This is a genomic window from Microbacterium daqui, assembly GCF_050408675.1.
GTDB lineage: Bacteria > Actinomycetota > Actinomycetes > Actinomycetales > Microbacteriaceae > Microbacterium.
This window is the reverse complement of the sequence record NZ_JBNTKF010000016.1, coordinates 40,938-58,197: the sequence shown is the minus strand read 5'-3', so window position 1 is coordinate 58,197 and position 17,260 is coordinate 40,938. Positions and strand designations below refer to the sequence as shown.

The 17,260-nt window shown below is 63.7% G+C and carries 18 protein-coding genes and 1 riboswitch; of the genes, 9 read left to right on the top strand and 9 right to left on the bottom strand.

Going from position 1 to position 17,260, the window contains the following annotated elements; all coding sequences use genetic code 11:
* Nucleotides 1-163: 163 nt before the first annotated feature.
* Together ACQUSY_RS10205 and ACQUSY_RS10200 are read right to left on the bottom strand one after the other, a co-directional pair.
* Nucleotides 164-1,672, bottom strand: coding sequence for a hypothetical protein (locus ACQUSY_RS10205; RefSeq protein ID WP_428904374.1), 1,509 nt, complete (start codon nt 1,670-1,672; stop codon nt 164-166).
* Nucleotides 1,669-1,947 (bottom strand): hypothetical protein, encoded by a 279-nt coding sequence (locus ACQUSY_RS10200; RefSeq protein WP_428904373.1) that lies wholly within the window; start codon nt 1,945-1,947, stop codon nt 1,669-1,671. Before ACQUSY_RS10200 ends, ACQUSY_RS10205 begins: the two co-directional genes overlap by 4 nt.
* Nucleotides 1,948-2,143: 196 nt before the next feature.
* On the opposite strand from ACQUSY_RS10200, the gene ACQUSY_RS10195 reads away from it, so the two are divergent.
* From ACQUSY_RS10195 to ACQUSY_RS10180, 4 genes are all read left to right on the top strand, one after another.
* Nucleotides 2,144-2,644, top strand: coding sequence for a low molecular weight protein-tyrosine-phosphatase (locus tag ACQUSY_RS10195; protein WP_428904372.1), 501 nt, complete (start codon nt 2,144-2,146; stop codon nt 2,642-2,644).
* Between the two features lie 21 nt (nt 2,645-2,665).
* Nucleotides 2,666-4,045, top strand: coding sequence for an adenylosuccinate lyase (gene purB, locus ACQUSY_RS10190; RefSeq protein ID WP_428904376.1), 1,380 nt, complete (start codon nt 2,666-2,668; stop codon nt 4,043-4,045).
* Nucleotides 4,046-4,223: 178 nt separating this feature from the next.
* Nucleotides 4,224-4,352, top strand: a riboswitch (FMN riboswitch).
* An 83-nt stretch (nt 4,353-4,435) separates the two neighbouring features.
* Nucleotides 4,436-5,155 carry a nicotinamide riboside transporter PnuC gene (gene pnuC / locus ACQUSY_RS10185; RefSeq protein ID WP_428904371.1) on the top strand — a complete coding sequence of 240 codons (720 nt, stop codon included), beginning with the start codon at nt 4,436-4,438 and terminating at the stop codon, nt 5,153-5,155.
* Nucleotides 5,156-5,294: 139 nt separating this feature from the next.
* Entirely contained in the window at nt 5,295-5,474 is a 180-nt protein-coding gene (locus ACQUSY_RS10180; protein ID WP_428904370.1) for a hypothetical protein, read from the top strand.
* Nucleotides 5,475-5,560: 86 nt separating this feature from the next.
* Here ACQUSY_RS10180 and ACQUSY_RS10175 read toward each other — a convergent pair whose 3' ends face one another.
* Both ACQUSY_RS10175 and ACQUSY_RS10170 read right to left on the bottom strand, forming a co-directional pair.
* Nucleotides 5,561-5,836, bottom strand: coding sequence for an amino acid transporter (locus ACQUSY_RS10175; RefSeq protein WP_428904369.1), 276 nt, complete (start codon nt 5,834-5,836; stop codon nt 5,561-5,563).
* Nucleotides 5,833-6,468: an acyl-CoA synthetase gene (locus ACQUSY_RS10170; RefSeq protein ID WP_428904368.1), complete on the bottom strand. Its 636-nt coding sequence runs from the start codon at nt 6,466-6,468 to the stop codon at nt 5,833-5,835. The genes ACQUSY_RS10175 and ACQUSY_RS10170 overlap by 4 nt, the downstream gene beginning before the upstream one ends.
* Before the next feature lie 364 nt (nt 6,469-6,832).
* Here ACQUSY_RS10170 and ACQUSY_RS10165 point away from each other — a divergent pair, with 364 nt between their 5' ends.
* From ACQUSY_RS10165 to ACQUSY_RS10150, 4 genes are read left to right on the top strand one after another with little or no spacing between them, the layout of a single operon-like run.
* A complete protein-coding gene (locus tag ACQUSY_RS10165) occupies nt 6,833-7,864 on the top strand; it encodes a hypothetical protein (protein ID WP_428904367.1) in 1,032 nt (343 codons plus the stop codon).
* A complete protein-coding gene (locus ACQUSY_RS10160; RefSeq protein ID WP_428904366.1) occupies nt 7,861-9,510 on the top strand; it encodes an efflux RND transporter periplasmic adaptor subunit in 1,650 nt (549 codons plus the stop codon). The genes ACQUSY_RS10165 and ACQUSY_RS10160 overlap by 4 nt, the downstream gene beginning before the upstream one ends.
* Complete coding sequence (locus ACQUSY_RS10155) at nt 9,507-10,184, top strand: ABC transporter ATP-binding protein (protein WP_428904365.1); 678 nt, start codon at nt 9,507-9,509, stop codon at nt 10,182-10,184. The genes ACQUSY_RS10160 and ACQUSY_RS10155 overlap by 4 nt, the downstream gene beginning before the upstream one ends.
* On the top strand, nt 10,184-11,494 hold the full coding sequence (locus ACQUSY_RS10150; protein ID WP_428904364.1) for an ABC transporter permease: 1,311 nt from the start codon (nt 10,184-10,186) through the stop codon (nt 11,492-11,494). Before ACQUSY_RS10155 ends, ACQUSY_RS10150 begins: the two co-directional genes overlap by 1 nt.
* An 87-nt stretch (nt 11,495-11,581) precedes the next feature.
* Here ACQUSY_RS10150 and ACQUSY_RS10145 read toward each other — a convergent pair whose 3' ends face one another.
* Both ACQUSY_RS10145 and manA read right to left on the bottom strand, forming a co-directional pair.
* Nucleotides 11,582-12,685: a calcium:cation antiporter gene (locus ACQUSY_RS10145; protein ID WP_428904363.1), complete on the bottom strand. Its 1,104-nt coding sequence runs from the start codon at nt 12,683-12,685 to the stop codon at nt 11,582-11,584.
* 115 nt (nt 12,686-12,800) lie between these two features.
* Nucleotides 12,801-13,943, bottom strand: a complete 1,143-nt coding sequence (gene manA / locus ACQUSY_RS10140; protein ID WP_428904362.1) for a mannose-6-phosphate isomerase, class I — start codon at nt 13,941-13,943, stop codon at nt 12,801-12,803.
* 81 nt (nt 13,944-14,024) lie between these two features.
* Between manA and ACQUSY_RS10135 the strand changes: the two genes are divergently transcribed.
* Nucleotides 14,025-14,696 (top strand): DNA alkylation repair protein, encoded by a 672-nt coding sequence (locus ACQUSY_RS10135; protein WP_428904361.1) that lies wholly within the window; start codon nt 14,025-14,027, stop codon nt 14,694-14,696.
* Here the strand turns inward: ACQUSY_RS10135 and ACQUSY_RS10130 are convergent.
* Genes ACQUSY_RS10130 through ACQUSY_RS10120 form a run of 3 tightly spaced genes read right to left on the bottom strand, consistent with a single transcriptional unit; the run spans nt 14,680 to nt 17,238 of the window.
* On the bottom strand, nt 14,680-15,357 hold the full coding sequence (locus ACQUSY_RS10130) for an N-acetylmannosamine-6-phosphate 2-epimerase (protein WP_428904360.1): 678 nt from the start codon (nt 15,355-15,357) through the stop codon (nt 14,680-14,682). The two genes, ACQUSY_RS10135 and ACQUSY_RS10130, sit on opposite strands and share 17 nt — an antisense overlap.
* 20 nt (nt 15,358-15,377) lie before the next feature.
* The gene (locus ACQUSY_RS10125; protein WP_428904359.1) at nt 15,378-16,319 is read right to left on the bottom strand and encodes an ROK family protein; all 942 of its coding nucleotides are present in this window, start codon (nt 16,317-16,319) and stop codon (nt 15,378-15,380) included.
* Nucleotides 16,312-17,238, bottom strand: a complete 927-nt coding sequence (locus ACQUSY_RS10120; protein WP_428904358.1) for a dihydrodipicolinate synthase family protein — start codon at nt 17,236-17,238, stop codon at nt 16,312-16,314. The genes ACQUSY_RS10125 and ACQUSY_RS10120 overlap by 8 nt, the downstream gene beginning before the upstream one ends.
* Nucleotides 17,239-17,260 lie beyond the last annotated feature (22 nt).

Below are 17,260 nucleotides of genomic sequence, written 5' to 3'. Positions count from 1 at the left end.
GCCGCCCGCCGCCGAGCAGACGGAGACACCGACCGCAACATCCGACGCAGCCTCAAACGACTCCTCGCCCGACACATCTACCGCCTCCTCGAAAACGGTTGACAAACATAGAAGCTTCGGGCGGAGAAAACGATTTGTTCGAAGGGCGCAGAACTCTGCCCGCCTATACGCGCCAGGGGCCGACGTGGTTGTCTTCCTTTGACGGCGGAGCATCGGCACCGATGAGCGGCGCGGGAGACACAGGAGACACAGGAGACTCCGGAGAAACCGGCGACGGCACCTCACCGAACTCAAAGATCGGTTGACCAGGCGCGGGAGGAGGCGCGATACCGATCCAGTCAGGTCGCGAAGGATCAGCAAACTCAAACTGCGGGTCAGCAAACTCAAACGACGGAAAGCCCGAACCCACCCGCGACTCACCAGACCCCACGTGCGCGACGCCGTCGCCGAGGATTCCGCCCGGCATCGGGTTGTGCCGAACGTCCGGGTTCAACGACATCGACGGCGGCGACTCAACAATCAAGTACTCGGTCGTCGTCACACTCTCCGCCTCGGCGAGTTTCGCCAGCGGATCGCGCAGCGCATCCATGCGTGGATCATCAGACGCATCCATCATGGTTCCGGTCTCCACATAGGCGTCCAAGAAGTGGGCACCGGCGGCATCCGAAACCGCACTACCCACACGACCGGCATTCGTGTCGCGGCTCACCTCGAAACTCGCCTCATCGCCGGTCGGGATTGGATACTCGGCGCCACCCAACCATCCCACCGGATCGTTCGTGTGCTTGATGTCGATATTCACGACATCAGCCGGCATCGGCTGCTCGCCGGGGTTACCCCACGTCACCACCATGTCGGGATCAACGGTCGGGTCGGGCGCGAGTCCGTCGGCAATCATCGACGCCTGAGAGTGCGTATTCATCAGCAACCAGTCACCCGGCTCAACACCCGCATCGTCGAGCGCAGCACGCACCGCCTCGGCCGACGCCGCATCTTTTCCGGTGTAGAGCGCGACATTCGAATTCATATCGAACGGCTCAGACGGTGACGAAACGGCGCGCGTGCCAGAAACCGAAACCACAAACCGCTGCGAACCATCCGGCATGTTGTAGCGATCCACACGAATCTGCGCGGGCCCCGTCGGAATGGTCTTCACGAGATCAGCGGCGCCCTTCGGCGCGACACCGGCGACATTCGAGGTGTGCGAAACCCGACGATCAACGATCGTGACATCGATCCCCGAGCGAGGAATCGCACTCATCGAAGCAAAACCATGCGCTCCGGCCGCCAATGCAAATATCCGCGCCGCGTCGACCACGCCCGGATGCGCGGCCTCCAGCTCCGCGAGCCGCTGCTCGACAGTGGGCGACGTGCCATGCAGGTCGGTCGTGATGAGCAGCTCAGCCGCCTCATAAACATCAGCGGCACGCACCAACTGCGCGGCGAACACCTCAATCAACTGAGCGAGTGTGGCCGATGTCGCGCCAACCTGCGCCACCCCTTCGGCCACACCTAGACGCACAGACATGCAGTCCAAATTGTCGCCGGCACGCGTCGCCGACGTGACCGACTCGCGCAACAGGCTCGCGACCGCCAACGCACGGTTCGCGGCATCGCGCAATGAATCCGACGAGACCGCCGTGTACCCGCCCTCCGAAATCGAAATACTCATGACACACCCCACGCCATCGCGGCCCGGTCAAACTCCACCCACAGCGACGCGCGAATGTCGCCGACCAGCGCGTTCAGACGCACCACCTGCGAACGAAACTCGGCAATCAGCGCGGCCGCCGCCACAAACGACGGCGCATCCCACCGGGTGTCATCGAAAAGCGTGTTGAGGCCCTGGGCCGCGAGCCCCACCTCACCGGCCGCAACATCAAGGTGATCGGCAGCGGCCGCGACATAGCCACTGTTGGCGTTGTAAAGATCAAGATTGAAAGTCATGCCGCCATCGTGCGCGCCCACCGCCACGCCAACAGAAAAATGCACTCGACTGGGGAAAACCCGTCAACAAACGCAATCGGGGAGGAACCTCAAACCCCGCCGCGCAAACCCCGACACCCAGCCCCGTGGTTCCGCCCCGCAACGCACAACCGAAATTGGGACTTGCATCCCGGCGCGGCACCGACAGAATGGGGGAATGGCCCCGCACGACACTCGCTTTCGCGTTGTCTTCGTGTGTACCGGCAATATTTGCCGCTCCCCCATGGCCGAGGTCGTTTTTCGACATTACGCGCAGCGGGCGGGCCTGGCGCATCGCATTGTGTCGACGAGCGCCGGAACCGGTGATTGGCACGTCGGAGAACGTGCAGATAAGCGCACCCTCGTAGCGCTCGAAGCCCGCGGATTCGACGGCGCCGCCCACCGTGCCCGCCAATTCACCACCGCGCAACTGCAAGACAGCGACCTCATCGTCGCGATGGATCGCACCCATGAACGCGTGCTCCGCAACTGGGCAACCGACGAAAGCGACAAAGATAAAGTCGCACTCCTGCTCGGATTCGACCCTCGCGCCGACGGCGCCACCGACGTGCCAGACCCGTACTACGCCGGGCAAGAAATGTTTAACGACGTGCTGGGTATGATTGAACGTGCGGTGAAAGCGTTGTTTCAACAGCTTGAACCAGCCATCCGACCCTAGGTCTTGAACGGGAGAATTGCCCTGACTTCCCTGCCGGCACAGCCGCTTAGCCCACTCGACGGACGCTACCGCGCAGCCGTCGCACCCCTGTCTGACTTCCTCTCTGAGGCAGGTCTCAACCGTGCACGCGTTGAGGTCGAAGTTGAGTGGCTCATCGCCCTCACCGACCGCTCCGTGTTCGGTACGTCGCCGCTGAGCGACGACCACAAGGCGCAGTTGCGCGCCCTTTACCTCGAATTCGGCCAGGCCGAGATCGACTGGCTCGGCGCGAAAGAAGCCGTCACCCGTCACGACGTAAAGGCTGTCGAGTACCTCGTACGCGACCGCCTCGCACAGCTCGGACTCGACGCAATCGCCGAGCTCACACACTTCGCGTGCACGAGTGAAGACATCAACTCGCTGTCGTACGCCCTCACCGTCAAGCGTGCAACGCTCGACGTGTGGCTGCCGGCACTGCGTCAGGTCATGGCGAAGCTTTCCGACCTCGCCCGCGAGCAGGCCGACGCCCCGATGCTGTCGCGCACCCACGGTCAGCCGGCAACGCCGACGACCATGGGTAAGGAGCTCGCCGTCTTCGTGTGGCGCCTCGAGCGCGTCGCGAACAAGATCGAGAAGAACGAGTTCCTCGGCAAGTTCTCCGGCGCGACCGGCACCTGGTCGGCGCACCTCGCAGCCGACCCGGAGCTTGACTGGCCGACCGTCGCCCGCGAATTCGTCGAGTCGCTGGGTCTGGACTTCAACACCCTGACCACGCAGATCGAGTCGCACGACTGGCAGGTTGAGCTGTACGACCAGATTCGTCACGTCGGCGGCATCCTGCACAACCTCGCGACCGACATCTGGACCTACATCTCGCTCGGCTACTTCGCGCAGATCCCCGTTGCTGGTGCGACCGGTTCGTCAACGATGCCGCACAAGATCAACCCGATCCGTTTCGAGAACGCTGAGGCGAACCTCGAAATCTCGGGTGCCCTGCTGAACTCGCTGTCGCAGACGCTCGTCACGAGCCGCCTGCAGCGCGACCTGACCGACTCGTCGACGCAGCGCAACATCGGCGTCGCCTACGGTCACTCGCTGCTCGCGATCGACAACCTGCGCCGCGGCCTGGGTGAGATTCTGCTGGCTCGCGACGTGCTGCTGGCTGACCTCGACGTCAACTGGGAGGTGCTCGGCGAAGCCATCCAGACGGTGGTTCGCGCCGAGGTCGTCGCCGGCCGTTCGACGATCAGCGACCCGTATGCACTACTCAAGGAGCTCACCCGCGGCCACAAGGTCGGCGGCACCGAACTCCGCGCATTCGTACAGGGCCTCGAGATCGGCGACGAGGCCAAGGCACGCCTCATCGAGCTGACCCCCGCGACCTACACGGGTCTCGCGCAGAAGCTCGTCTCAGAGATCTAAACCTCTTTCACGACGTCCCCCGCTGGTTCCGCCAGCGGGGGACGTTTCGTTTCACCGTGGTTCCGGAACCATCAAGCGGCGACGGAACCACCGCTGCGGCCGCAGACGGAATGTTCCGAAGAATGGCATCGCGGGCTGAGGGTGCAGAATTTGGTGCGACAATAGTCGCGTACAAACAAACGTGCTCCGGGGTCGGTGTAATTCCGAACCGGCGGTGATAGTCCGCGACCCGAGGCCTTTCGAGGCTGAGGTTGACTCGGTGAAATTCCGAGACCGACAGTTAAAGTCTGGATGAGAGAAGCACGAATGCGTTTGCCGTACGGTCCTTTCTAGAACCGCGACAGCACTCGTATTTCCCCCGGACGCCTGGCTATCCGAAAGGGAAAGACAGTGACTGTCCTGCAATGGTTCATTGACCTATTCAACTCACAGATTGCGTTGCCCGGTGGGCAATCGCTCAACACTCGAGAGGTCGTCGGCAACATCTTCGGCCTCCTCTCCGCCCTCGGCGCGATGCGCCGCAAGATGTGGGCGTGGCCGGTCGGCATCATCGGCAACGTCCTCCTGTTCACGGTGTTTATCGCGACGATCATCGACCCGGCCGCATCGACACCCAACCTGCTTGGCCAAGCCGGCCGACAGATCATGTTCATCACCGTTTCGATCTACGGCTGGGTGCGCTGGCGCCAGTCGAAGCGCGAAGGTGACGGCGGTTCGGGTGACACCGCGATCGTGCCGCGCTGGGCGGGTTGGCCGGTGCGCATCGGCATGATCGCCTTCATGGTGATCGGAACCGTGGCTCTGACCCCGTTGTTCAGCGCACTCGGTTCGCACGAGCCGGTATGGGCTGACGCCTGGACCTTTGTCGGCTCGCTACTCGCCACCTTCGCAATGGCGAAGGGCTGGACGGAGTTCTGGCTCGTGTGGGTCGCCGTCGACATCGTCGGAGTGCCGCTGCTGTTCAGCGCCGGGTACTACGCGACCGCGTTCATGTACCTGTTCTACGGCGTCTTCACCGCGATCGGCTTCTTCGTCTGGGCCCGCGCTCAGGCCAAGGAGAAACCGACGGTCGAGACGGCACACCTCGACCCCACGGTGACGAAGCCGTAACGCGCTCTGCCGCCAAAAGCCCTCGGGCTCTCAATTACGAGCCTGAGGGCTTTGCCATTCCATTCACTGAGACACAAAGCGGTCGCTTGGTTGGGTCTCCAGCAAACTGGCAACAGGACCCCAACGATGTGGAGTGGAATTGAGCACACTAACGTCCGCTGCTGAGACGGCCAAGCACGCGAAGATTGCCTTCCTCATGCTTCCCGGCCTCGGCGTGAAGAGCGATATCACGGCCGCCGCCGCCGCGGCGCTCGCGTTGCCGAAGACATCGTGCGCCCGATCATGGACACCGAGTGCACGCTGGGCCGCATGTCACTGACGATGGGTTACGCCGGGGTGTACTCCAGCTTTGCAACATACAGAACGGGCCGTGTGCATCAGCACACGGCCCGTTCTGTATGAGGCTTACTTGTCGTCTTCGTCAGGAAGCAAGACGGGGCGGTCGATCTGCTTCTTCACGTCGTCGGGGTTGACCGCCAGCAGCAGCATTGACAGCACGAGAAGTACGACGATGAACGTGGAACCAGTCATCACCAGGGTGAGGGTCCACACGTTCTCGCCCTGGAACATGCCGGAAGACATCGCGGTGATAAAGCCAGCAAAAAGGGCGGCACCAAAGGCGATGGTCAGCAGCTGCACCGGACGCATCAGCTCGCGGCGCGCAGTCTTCTTATCGGTCATGACGAAACCTCCTGCGTAGTTGCCGTATCGGGCGCGACTACGTCGTTCTTAGGTGAGAACCCGGCAATGCCGAGATACACAGCAATGATGGCCGCATAGCCACCGAAAACACCAACGGCAATCGTGATGCCGGTCAGAGTGCCACCCTCATTGATGGTCTCGTTGAAGTACTCCAGCGCGAACGTCGGCTGAATGAGGGCGATGGCGAGCAACAGCACGGCGGTGATGATCGCCACACCGAGCGAATCTTTCGCTTCGGCAGCGTGTGCGCCGCGGCGCTCGTACAGCGCCCACCAGCCCTCAACGATGGTGGTGATGGCCGCCCACGTGATGACGATGACAAAGAACATCGTGGTGGTGCGATTCATCGGCGAAGAGGCAATGATGCCAGCGGCGCCGTTAACAAGCGCCAGCAGAACCGGAACCGCGCGGCGACCGGCAGGGTAGATGAGCCAGGCTGACAGGCCCCAGACAAGGCCCGATGCGACAGCAAAACCACTAAACGCGGCGAGGCCAATGGCGGCCGAGTGGTCGCTCGTGAACGTAATCATGACAGCGGCCATCGCGGCAAAAAGAGCGCGCGCGAGCTGAAGGTGACGCACAGTGAACGTCGGGGTTTTGGCGGCAGGCATGTCGTCCTCACGATTTCGCGGTGGTTCCAGTCTACCCGCGCCTCTCTGAACGCTCGCCTGTGGCCCAATGAGTGACATTGACGCACAACTCCGCGAAATGTCCTCCGAAAGGGGGACAGACACCGGGTGGTGTTCTCCCTAGATTTGATTGTGGGGGATCAACCGACGCGGTGTCCCGGCCTTCGGGCTGGGCACCGCGTCAGTCCGTTACTGGCTGTTTTTCTGCGGTGTGGCGCGAACAGTCAGGGGTATCCCCGAGATATCCCCCACATTGCTGAGACTTTTTCATTTCCGCTGACACCCTGCTGTTAGATGGACTCGTGCGACCTCGCCGCACGCCAACTCCGGAGCCAAGGACACAATGATGCGCACCACACGACTTCTGCTTGCCGCCGCCGCAACGGCTGGCCTCATCTTTCCGCTTGCCGCCTGCTCGGGTGGCGGCGAAGGCGGAGCCGCGCTGGACTGGGAAGACTCCCCGCTCGCCGAGTATTGGAACGCGGGCTACGACCCCAACCTGACCGAAGAAGAGCAGCAGGCGCAGTGGGACGCACAGAACACCGAGCGCGAAGAGCTGATCGCACAGTGCATGGTCGACGAGGGCTTCGAGTACAAGCCCGCCGACATGTCGGGCACCACCATTTCATTTGGCGAAGACATTGAGTGGGAGCCAGAGAAGAAGGAATGGGTCGAGAAGTACGGCTACGGCATCATCAACAACCCGTACAACGAGCAGATGGCGAACGAGCCGCAGCCAGAGGAATCCGAGTGGGTTGACCCCAACCAGGAGTACCTCGACTCCCTCTCGGCTTCTGAGCAGGAGGCGTACTGGATCGCCCTGTACGGCGATCAGACGGAAATGACCGAAGCCGGAACCGTTACGGAAGACGGAGAAGAGGTCTACGAGTACGACTGGACCCAGTACGGCTGCCAGGGATGGGCAGACAACGAGGTCAATGGCGGTGCGGACAACGTATACACGCAGTTCGAAGACCTCGCCACGCGCATGAGCGATCTGTATACCAAGGCCGAAGAGTCGCCCGAGCTCATCGAGCTGGAAGCCAAGTGGTCGAGCTGCATGGCAGACGCTGGCTTTGACTTCCAGAAGCAGCCCGAAGCCGCCGAGGGCTTCTACGAAGAGGTCAACAAGATCTACGAAAACATGACCGAAGAAGACTGGGCGGACGGCAAAGACCCGATGCAGAGCGAAGAAGCTCAAGAAATCGGCAAGCGTGAAATCAAGACCGCGCTCGCAGACCTCGAGTGCCGCAACAAGACGAACTACAACGACACGCGTCTGACGATCCAGTTCAAGCTCGAAGAGCAGTTCATCAAGGAGAACAAGAAAGAACTCGACGAGTTCAAGGCTGCTCAGGAACAGGCTGCTAAGGGATGACTTTGAAGGGCCGATCAGACAGTTCTGAACCCGTCTCCGGCAACCCGTCCGACGACGACACGACGGTTATCGCCGAACTGGAAGACGATTCACCCGGCCAGGAGGTTCTCGAGTTCGATGAACTCGTTGACGCCGACGGTGCGGGCGGGAGCAAAAAGGGCACCGGCTGGAGCCGCGTCTTCCGCGGCAACAAGGGCCTGTGGATCAGCGCCGTCGTGGCGATCGTCGCCCTCATCGGCGGCCTGTTGATCGGCCACTTCATCACATCACCCGCTGATGCGGCGAACAACGCGAAAGCACCAGACCCCGGACTCATCACGGTTCCGGTGGAGTACGGCAAGCTCTCCAACGACGTCACAATTCGCTCTGACATCAGCTTTGCTGACTCCGTTGAGGTGAAGCTGGACACGTCATCGTTCAGCGGTGGCGCCATCGTCACCGGCCAGGTACCGGCCGTCGGCACCGAACTCAAGGCGCTCTCAATCGTGGCCGAGATTTCGGGCCGCCCGGTGTTCGTCCTGCCTGGCGACCTGCCGTCATACCGCACGCTGCGCATGGGCGTTTCCGGCCCCGATGTGCTCCAGCTCAAGCAGGCACTCGCGTCTGTTGGCATTGCTGCGGGCGACGTCGCGAACAACGTGTTCGACCAGGCGCTCGCCGATGGCATCGCCACCCTGTACGCGCAGGTCGGCTACCCGCTGCCGCCGAGCCCGGAGGGTGCGGACGAAGCCTTCCGTGCCGCACAGCAGTCGGTGACTGACGCGCAGACCAACGTTAACCAGGCGCAGGCCGCGTACGACAACGCGGCGAATGGCAGCGTTGACCCGGTTGCGCTGAAGCAGGCCGACAACCGCGTTTCGGCTGCCCAACGCGCCGTCACCGCCGCGGAAAACGACCCCGACTTCGAGGGCGACCTGCAGGGCCTGCGCGATGACCTTGCTCTCGCGCAGTTGGAACGCGACCAGCTCTTCGCTGACCCCGACACGTCAGGCGAGTGGTCGGCCCTCGAGTCGGCGCGTGCTGGCCTGACGTCGGCGCAAGAGTCACTCGCCGATGCTCGTGAGGCCATCCAGCCGTACTTGCCATCGAGTGAAGTTCTCTACTTGACCCAGCTCCCCCGTCTCGTCAACGAGGTGAACATTGCTCGTGGTTCCGCCCCCGAGGGCGTCGCCATGTCGGTCTCCGGCGCGACGCTTGAGCTTGCCGGTTCTGTCGCTGCCGCTGATGGCAAGCTGTTGGCCGTCGGAACCGTAGCCACGTTTGCGATGCCGGATGACACCGAGCACACCGCGACGATCACGAAGATTGAGCCGGGCAAGAACGCAACGGACCGCTGGTCGGTCACGCTCGAGCCCGCGCCATTCACCGCCGAGCAGATTCAGCAGGTACAGGGATCGAACGTGCGCGTGCAGATTCCGGTTGGCGCGACCGAAGGCGATGTGCTTTCGGTGCCGCCGTCGGCTCTCACGGCTGGCCCCGGTGGCGAAAGCCGCGTTGAGGTTGTGGTCGGTGACCCGCGCGACGGTGAGAAGGCGGAAACGCGTCTCGTGACCGTTGAGACGGGGCTGGCTGCTGGCGGCTACGTCGAGGTGAAGCCGATCAAGGGTGAGCTCGAAAAGGGCGACCTCGTTGTGGTGGGTTCATGACCGATCCCGTCGTCGAGATTCGCGACGTCACCCGGTCGTTTCCCGGGCCGCCTGAAGTTCAGGCACTGAAGGGAATCAACCTCACGATTGAGCCGGGCGACTATGTCGGCATCGTGGGCCCGAGTGGTTCCGGTAAGTCCACGATGCTGAACATCTTGGGCTTGCTTGACCGGCCGACGGTCGGTGAGTACAAACTCTCGGGTGCTCTCACGAGCAACCTGTCGGACGATGACCGTGCCGCCGCACGCGCGCGCTTCATCGGCTTCGTGTTTCAGTCATTTCACCTGATGCCGAGGCGTACGGTGCTCGATAACGTGCTGATGCCGATGCTCTACAGCGGCGTTCCTCGTCGCGAGCGCGACGAACGGGCGCGCGAAGCACTGAACCGCGTCGGCCTCAGTCACCGCGTCGACTTTCTGCCCGGTTCCCTCTCCGGTGGTGAGCGCCAGCGCGTTGCTGTCGCTCGAGCCGTGGTGTCGCGGCCGAAGCTGTTGCTGGCCGATGAGCCGACCGGAAACCTCGACCAGCGCACCTCCGGTGAAGTCATGGAGCTGTTCGAAGAGCTCAACGCCGAGGGCCTCACGCTCGTCATCATCACGCACGACCAGCACGTCGCTGACCGTGCCCGCCGCCGCATTGAGATTCGCGATGGCCGACTCACGGAGCTGGACTGATGTGGCCGTTTAAGGGCAAGAAGCGCGGCAAGAAGGGCGACGGCGCGGAACCAGTGGCTGAGTTGGAGACGACGAAGCAGCTTCTCGAGCCGATGAAGCGAGCGGATCGCTTTAACTTCCAAGACCTCGTCGTTGAAGCAACGACCGACATTGGTTCGCGCCCGGCCCGTCTGTTCATGACGACGCTGGGTACGGTGCTGGGCATTGGGTCGCTCGTCGCGACGCTCGCGTTTGCGCAAACGGCGGCAAACCAGATCGCAACGCAGTTCAATGCGGCCGCGGCGACGCAGGTCATTGTGTCGCCCGGTGAAGCCAATCGCGGCGACTCAAAGGTCGCGACGGGTACGTTGCCTTGGGATTCGCCGTCGCGCGTCGAAACGCTCGTGGGTGTCACGGGAGCGGCACTGACGGCCGATGTTGAAGGCATCACCGAAATCACGGCGGTGCCGATCAACGACCCGTCCGTTGCGGCGAAGACCCCACCGGGGCTCACCGCGGCGTCGAGCGACCTCATCACGGTGCTCGGCGGCAAGCTGCAGACCGGTCGCATGTTTGACGACGGCCACGACGCCCGCGGTGATCGCGTCGCCGTGCTGGGCAAGAATGCCGCCAAACGTCTCGGGGTCTCCCGCGTTGAAACGCAGCCGTCGATCTTTATCGATGGCATCGCGTACAGCGTGATTGGCATCGTCGATTCCCTCGACTCTCGGGCATCACTGCTCGATACTGTGTGGATTCCGATGGGTGCCGCACGCGAAGACTTCCGTCTGCCCGCGCCGACGCAACTGCAGATCAAGATCGACTACGGCGCCGGGCCCGTGGTGGCCGAACAGGCGCCGATCGCACTGGCACCGGAGAAACCGGACTCGTTTGAAGTGAAGGCACCGCAGGGTGCCAGTGACCTCAGCAGCAACGTGCAGGCCGATATCAACATCGTGTTCTTGATTCTCGGTGCGATCTCGCTACTCGCGGGTGGTCTCGGTATCGCGAACGTCACGCTGCTGAGCGTGCTCGAACGCACCGGCGAGATTGGCTTGCGTCGCGCCCTCGGTGCGACGCGCAGGCAGATCGCGGGCCAGTTCTTGGTGGAGTCGATCGTGATCGGTCTGCTGGGCGGCCTCATCGGCGCCGCGCTCGGTGTGATCGGGGTCGTGATTGTCGCGGTGACGCAGGGCTGGACCCCGGTGGTCGACCCGATCGTCGCGATTGTCGGCGCGCTGCTCGGTGCCGTCGTCGGCTGGGCGTCTGGCTGGTATCCGGCCCGTCGCGCCGCAAAGATCGAACCCGTCGAGGCGCTTCGCGCGAACTAGCCCCGCGAAACACAGTTTGGTCGGCGAGACACATGCACCCCGCGTGCGTTTCACCGACCAGAGTGTGTCTCGCGGAAGGGATGTTCCTTAGATGGCGATGAGGGTGAAATAAGCCGCGAAGAGGAGCACCGGAACCACGCCACGAGCGCGGGTGGTTTTGCCACCCCAGAACGCGAGAATCGTCGCGAGCACCATGGCGATCATGAGGAGCAGCTGCGTCGCATCGGGGGCGAGCGTGATCGTGGAACCGGTGATTTCGCCAATCACGAGCACGACCGGAATCGTGAGGCCCACGGTTGAGACGAGAGCACCCAGGCAGAGGTTCACGACGCGTTGGAGTTCGCCCGCGCGGGCCGCCCGCAGCGTCGTGATGGTTTCGGGCGTGAACACGATGAAGGCGATGACGACGCCCGACAGGGCGAGCGGGGCGCCAGCCTCGGTGAAAGCGGTATCCATGAGCGTCGACATGTCGTGGCTCATGATGATGATCGGCACGGCCGTCGCGATCAGCAGCAGCGTGCGCGCCACCACCTCAGCCCCGTGGTTCCGCAGTACTTCGCGAACGTCGCGGTGCTCTTCGGCCGCCTCGTCATATTCGCGGTAGTCGGCCGCGCGCGGGCCCATTTGACGGGCAAGAAACAGGCCGTAGCCGATGATCGCAACGCCCGCGACGATGAAGGCGAGCGGGCCGGTGTAGGTACCTTCGGGGAGGAAGAACGGAACCACGAAAGCGACGGCTGCGAGGGCAATGATCATGACGATGTAGCTCGTGGTGCCGCGGCGATTGACGAACGCGCTGCGGTTTGGTGCGATCAGCAGCGAGAGGCCAACGACGAGGCCCAGAATGATCATGGTGACCGCCATCACCGAGTCACGAGCGATCGTGGCGTGTTCACCCGGGCCGAGGAGCACGGAGGCGATCAGGATCACTTCGACGAGCACGATCGAGATCGTCAGGATGAGCGAGCCATACGGGTCGCCGAGGCGATGCGCGAGCGCTTCAGCCTGCGCGACAACGCCGAACGCGGCGACGAGGATGACGGCGACGACTGCCGCGAGCGCGAGCCACGTCACGAGCGGAGATGCGGCCTCGATCGTGTCGGCGAAGGCCGCGAGAGCAATAACGCCGAGCCAGCCGAGCAGAAGACTCGAGATCGCGGCGGGCGTGAGGGTGTGGCGCAGCACAGACATGATGAATCTTCCGTGCGGCCGTCCGCTGGCGATGAAGGGCGACCCGGTCGTCCGGGCTCCCGCTTTCTGCGCCTAGTTTATCGGGGGTGTGCTGGGCAGGTGCTAGGCAACTGAGTCACTGAGCGGTGGCGATCCAGAGACGGCCGGAACCGGTGATGGCGAGATCGGTGGCCGAGGGGAGGAAGTGGGTGGTGCCGCGGGCCAGGAGCTGAGCGGAACCATCGAGCGTCACCGAGAATTCGCCGTCGGTGACGACGAAGATCGCGGCAGACGGCAGAGAAACATCGGCGTCGCCGGTGACCTCCCACATTTCGAACGGCACGCCGTCGCCGCTCGGCACGGTCGCGGGGCGATACGAAACCACGTTGTCAGCGACCACGACCGGCTCGAGTCTCGGATCCTCGGACTCTTCAAAGACGAGGGTCTTCATGAGTTCGGCTTCGTCGACGTGCTTGGGGGTGAGTCCGCCACGCAACACGTTGTCGCTCGGGCCCATGAGCTCCATGCCACTGCCCTGCAGGTAGGCGTGCACGTTGCCCGCCGGCAACCACAGGCTTTCGCCGCGCTGCAGCGTGATGTGGTTGAGCAGAAGGGCGAATGCGATGCCATCGTCGTTTGGGAAGGCCTCGTGCGCGTATCCGATCACCGGGGCGATCGTCGCATCGGCCTCGTGGGCGGCAATCAGCGCCTCGACAAGAGCCTGCACCTCGGGGGTACGCGACAGCGTGAACGCTACCGTCTCACGCAGCCCCTCAGCCGTGAGTCGATCGAGGAACGCGAGGATTGGTTTCGGAACCACGGCAACCCCAGCGAGGCGCGACAGCACGTCGGTCGTCTGCGTAATCGGGCGGAACCCGCACAGCGCTTGGAAGCCGTCGGTGAGCGCGACGATGAGCTCGGGCTTTGCGTAGGGATCTTTGTAGTTGCGGTTAAAGGCCGAGCGCTCGATGCCGGCCGCCTCTTCGCGGGCGTAGCCCTCGGCCGCCTGAGCGGGGTTGGGGTGTGCCTGCAACGACAACGGCTTCGATGCCGTCAGCACCTTCAGGAGGTACGGGAGCGTGGTTCCGCTCTGCTTCTCCCACTCCTCGAGAGTTGCGAACTCAGCGTCGGGAGTGCGGGACGGTAGCGATGGGTGGGCGCCGAGCCACAGCTCCGCTTGAACATCCGCGGTGTCGGGCCAGCCGAGTGCTCGCGAAACGCCGCCGGGTATTCCCCAGGCGTAGGGCTGAACATCGTTCTCAATCGGAATCAAGCGCATGGCACACACGGCTCCATTCTCCCCTGTGACCGGGATAACCGTTAATAGCCCCGCCCGCCGTGGCACAGCTAGACTCGGCCCGTGACCGCCGCCGAACTTGTCGATGCCATTCGCCTGTCACTTCGGCAGAGCGCAAACCCGGCACTCGCGCCAGGGCAGCAGGCGTACATGAAGTCGGCGATGCCGTTTTTCGGTGTGAAGGTTCCCGAAGTTCGCGCCCTCACGAAACAGCTGGCGAAGGGCGAGCACGATGCCGACGAGTTGCGCGATGCAGCCGAAACGCTGTGGCGAGACGCAACGCACCGCGAAGAACGGTATGCGGCGCTGACGCTGCTGGCGCTGCGACCGCTGCGAGCGCGCCTCGACATGCTCGACCTTTACGAAGAGATGATCCGCACCGGCGCGTGGTGGGACTTCGTTGACGAGGTTTCGGCCCGTCTCGGCGAAGTGCTCATCGCGCACCCCGTCGAAGTTACGCAGCTCATGCTGCTGTGGAGCGCCGACGACGATATGTGGATTCGCCGCGCCAGCATCATCAGCCAACTCAAGCGGCGCGCAGGTACGGACACCGAACTGCTCACGATCGCGATCGAATCCAATAGCGAAGACACCGAGTTCTTCATTCGCAAAGCGATTGGGTGGGCCTTGCGCGAATATGCGAAGACCGACGCCGACTGGGTGCAGGCGTTTGTTGTCGCGCACCCCGAACTCAGTGGGCTTTCGAAGCGCGAAGCGCTCAAGCACCTCGGTTAACGAACCACCCGGTGATCGACGTCGGGTGCGTGATGGCCGTGCCGACGCACACGTTGAACGCGCCCAGTTCGAACGCCCGCGTGACGTCGTGCGGCGTGCGAATACGCCCCTCAACAACGACGGGACGCTCGCACGCAGCAACAACCTCGGCGACGAGCTCGAAGTCGACACCCTCGGTCTTCTCGCGCTCCCGCGTGTAACCCGCCAGCGTGGTTCCGATGAAGTCTGCACCAGCAGCCTCAGCCGCCTTCGCGTCGTCGAGCGAGCCACAATCGGCCATCACGAGCACGTCGTACTGCGCCTTGAGGCCCTGAATGGTCTCGGCGAGCGTGCGGCCATCCGGGCGTGGGCGGCGCGTGCCATCGAGTGCGACAACGTGCGCGCCGGCTTCGGCCACCGCGAGCGCGTGCTCGAGGGTGGGCGTGATGAAGACGCCGTCGGCACCATCTTTGACGAGTCCGATAACCGGAACCTCGACTGCGGCAACGATGGAACGAATGTCGTCGAGTCCCTGCGCACGAACGGCAGCTGCGCCGCCGAGCACAACCGCCTCAGCCATTTGCGTCATGGTGCGAGGGTCGCGCATCGGCTCACCGGGGTAGGCCTGGCATGACACCGTGACGTTGCCGCGAAGCGCCGCCATGATCTGTGCGTGGTTCATGTGTCGTCCTTGGGGTGTGTTTAGGCGAAGAAGGTGCGGGTCGCGCCGACGAGCGGGGCGTCAGCGCCGAGCTCGGCCTGTACGAGCGGGGTGTCATGCAGAATATCGACCGTCGTGGCACGAACGGCGTCAACGAAGGTGTTCCACCACACATCGCCGCCGCCCAGGACACCGCCGCCAACGACGACGACGCTCGGGTCGAGCACGGTCATGAGTCCAGCCACGGCGTTCGCGGTGGCGCGGGCGGAGTCCGCGATGACGCGCAACGCGATGGCGTCGCCACCGCGAGCGCGCTCAAAAACGTCGACGGCGGTGACGGTGTCGGTACCGGCCAACCGCGCGTAACGGCCCGCGATCGCGGGTCCGGCGGCGACGGCCTCGAGGTGACCGGGGCGTCCGCAGGTGCAGACGTCTTCGGTAGCGTCGGGGATCGGCATGTGCCCGATCTCACCCGACATGTGGTGAGCGCCCCGAAGCGGGGAGCCTCCGACTATGACGGCGGCCCCCACTCCGGTGCCGACGGCCACGACGAGCGCATGCTGCGCTCCTCGCCCCGCTCCCAGAATCGATTCACCGATGCCGTGAGCGTCGACGTCATTCTCCACACGAATGGCGCCGCCGTCGAGCAAGACATCGGTGAGACGGGCACGAAGTCCGCTCGTGATGTCTGTTCCCACCCACCCAGGGAAGGTCTCGGTTGCTGACACAATCACACCACGAAATGCGTCGACAGCACCCGCAGTTCCGACACCAATTGCGTTAATTTGGCGGTTTCCGGCAACTTTTTGCACGGTTTCGGCGATCGCATCGAGCACGGCGGCCGGCCCTGCGGCCGCCGGCGTCGGTACCGTGACGTGACCGGTACAACGCCCAACGCTGTCGACTTCGGCGGCCGTGATCTTGGTTCCGCCCACGTCAACACCCACGACGAGACGTGGGTGTTGACGCTCGGAGTTAGGCATTCAGCAGGCCTGCTTCACGCACAATCGGCTCGATCTGCGCGACGATTTCGTCGCCGAGGGCGATCACCGGGAACGCCATTTCAGCGGTCGGAATGAGGCCCTGCAGCTTCATCGCAGCCTTGAACGAGCCGATGCCCTTGGCGTCGCCCGAGCGGCCAGCCGCGAGGAAGGCGATTTCGAAGAGAGCCGCGAGGCGGTCCTGCTCGGCGCGAGCGGCGACCCAGTCGCCAGCCTGCGCGGCGTCCCACAGGCGTACGTAGCCGGCGGCGTCGACGTTGGCGAGACCCGGAACCACGCCATCGGCGCCGAGAAGGATCATGCCGTCAACGACAACCTCGTGACCCGTGAAGAGGGCGAGCGGCGAACCGGCGGCTTTGTTCTGAGCGACCAGGCGGCGGAAGCCAACGTCGTCGCCCGAGGAGTCCTTGACGCCCACGATGACACCCTCGGTGCCGAGGCGCACGAGGAGTTCGCTCGAGAGCTTCGAGTGCACACGCACCGGAATGTCGTAGGCGAACAGCGGCACGGTGATGGCGGCGGAAACGGCGCGAAAGTGCGCTTCGGTCTCGGTGGCGTCGTTGATCGCGTAGATCGCCGCGGTTGTCACGATCGCGTCAGCACCGGCGGCCTCGAGAACCTTGGCCTGCTCGATAACGCGAGCGGTCGTCAAGTCGATGGCACCCGCGATGACCGGAACGCGGCCGGCGGCAACGCGCACGAGGGTCGTGACGACGGTCTTGCGCTGCTCATCGGTGAGGTACGCGACCTCGGCCGAGGAGCCGAGTACGAAGAGGCCGTGCACGCCGGCGGCGATGAGGTGTTCGCCAAGCACTTCGAGCGCGGGCAGGTCGATGTCACCCGATGCGGTGAAAGGGGTGACGACGGGGGGAACGATTCCGTGGAACCGGTTCGTGTTCATGAGTACTCCGAGGTGCGAGCGC

What these genes read in the sequence shown, in the direction of transcription:
- ACQUSY_RS10200 (WP_428904373.1), bottom strand. Translation starts at nt 1,947, where the DNA reads ATGACTTTCAATCTTGATCTTTACAACGCCAACAGTGGCTATGTCGCG.
- ACQUSY_RS10195 (WP_428904372.1), top strand. Translation starts at nt 2,144, where the DNA reads ATGGCCCCGCACGACACTCGCTTTCGCGTTGTCTTCGTGTGTACCGGC.
- ACQUSY_RS10165 (WP_428904367.1), top strand. Translation starts at nt 6,833, where the DNA reads ATGCGCACCACACGACTTCTGCTTGCCGCCGCCGCAACGGCTGGCCTC.
- ACQUSY_RS10155 (WP_428904365.1), top strand. Translation starts at nt 9,507, where the DNA reads ATGACCGATCCCGTCGTCGAGATTCGCGACGTCACCCGGTCGTTTCCC.
- manA (WP_428904362.1), bottom strand. Translation starts at nt 13,943, where the DNA reads ATGCGCTTGATTCCGATTGAGAACGATGTTCAGCCCTACGCCTGGGGA.
- ACQUSY_RS10160 (WP_428904366.1), top strand. Translation starts at nt 7,861, where the DNA reads ATGACTTTGAAGGGCCGATCAGACAGTTCTGAACCCGTCTCCGGCAAC.
- ACQUSY_RS10120 (WP_428904358.1), bottom strand. Translation starts at nt 17,238, where the DNA reads ATGAACACGAACCGGTTCCACGGAATCGTTCCCCCCGTCGTCACCCCT.
- ACQUSY_RS10145 (WP_428904363.1), bottom strand. Translation starts at nt 12,685, where the DNA reads ATGTCTGTGCTGCGCCACACCCTCACGCCCGCCGCGATCTCGAGTCTT.
- ACQUSY_RS10170 (WP_428904368.1), bottom strand. Translation starts at nt 6,468, where the DNA reads ATGCCTGCCGCCAAAACCCCGACGTTCACTGTGCGTCACCTTCAGCTC.
- ACQUSY_RS10150 (WP_428904364.1), top strand. Translation starts at nt 10,184, where the DNA reads ATGTGGCCGTTTAAGGGCAAGAAGCGCGGCAAGAAGGGCGACGGCGCG.
- ACQUSY_RS10205 (WP_428904374.1), bottom strand. Translation starts at nt 1,672, where the DNA reads ATGAGTATTTCGATTTCGGAGGGCGGGTACACGGCGGTCTCGTCGGAT.
- ACQUSY_RS10130 (WP_428904360.1), bottom strand. Translation starts at nt 15,357, where the DNA reads ATGAACCACGCACAGATCATGGCGGCGCTTCGCGGCAACGTCACGGTG.
- ACQUSY_RS10125 (WP_428904359.1), bottom strand. Translation starts at nt 16,319, where the DNA reads ATGCCTAACTCCGAGCGTCAACACCCACGTCTCGTCGTGGGTGTTGAC.
- ACQUSY_RS10175 (WP_428904369.1), bottom strand. Translation starts at nt 5,836, where the DNA reads ATGACCGATAAGAAGACTGCGCGCCGCGAGCTGATGCGTCCGGTGCAG.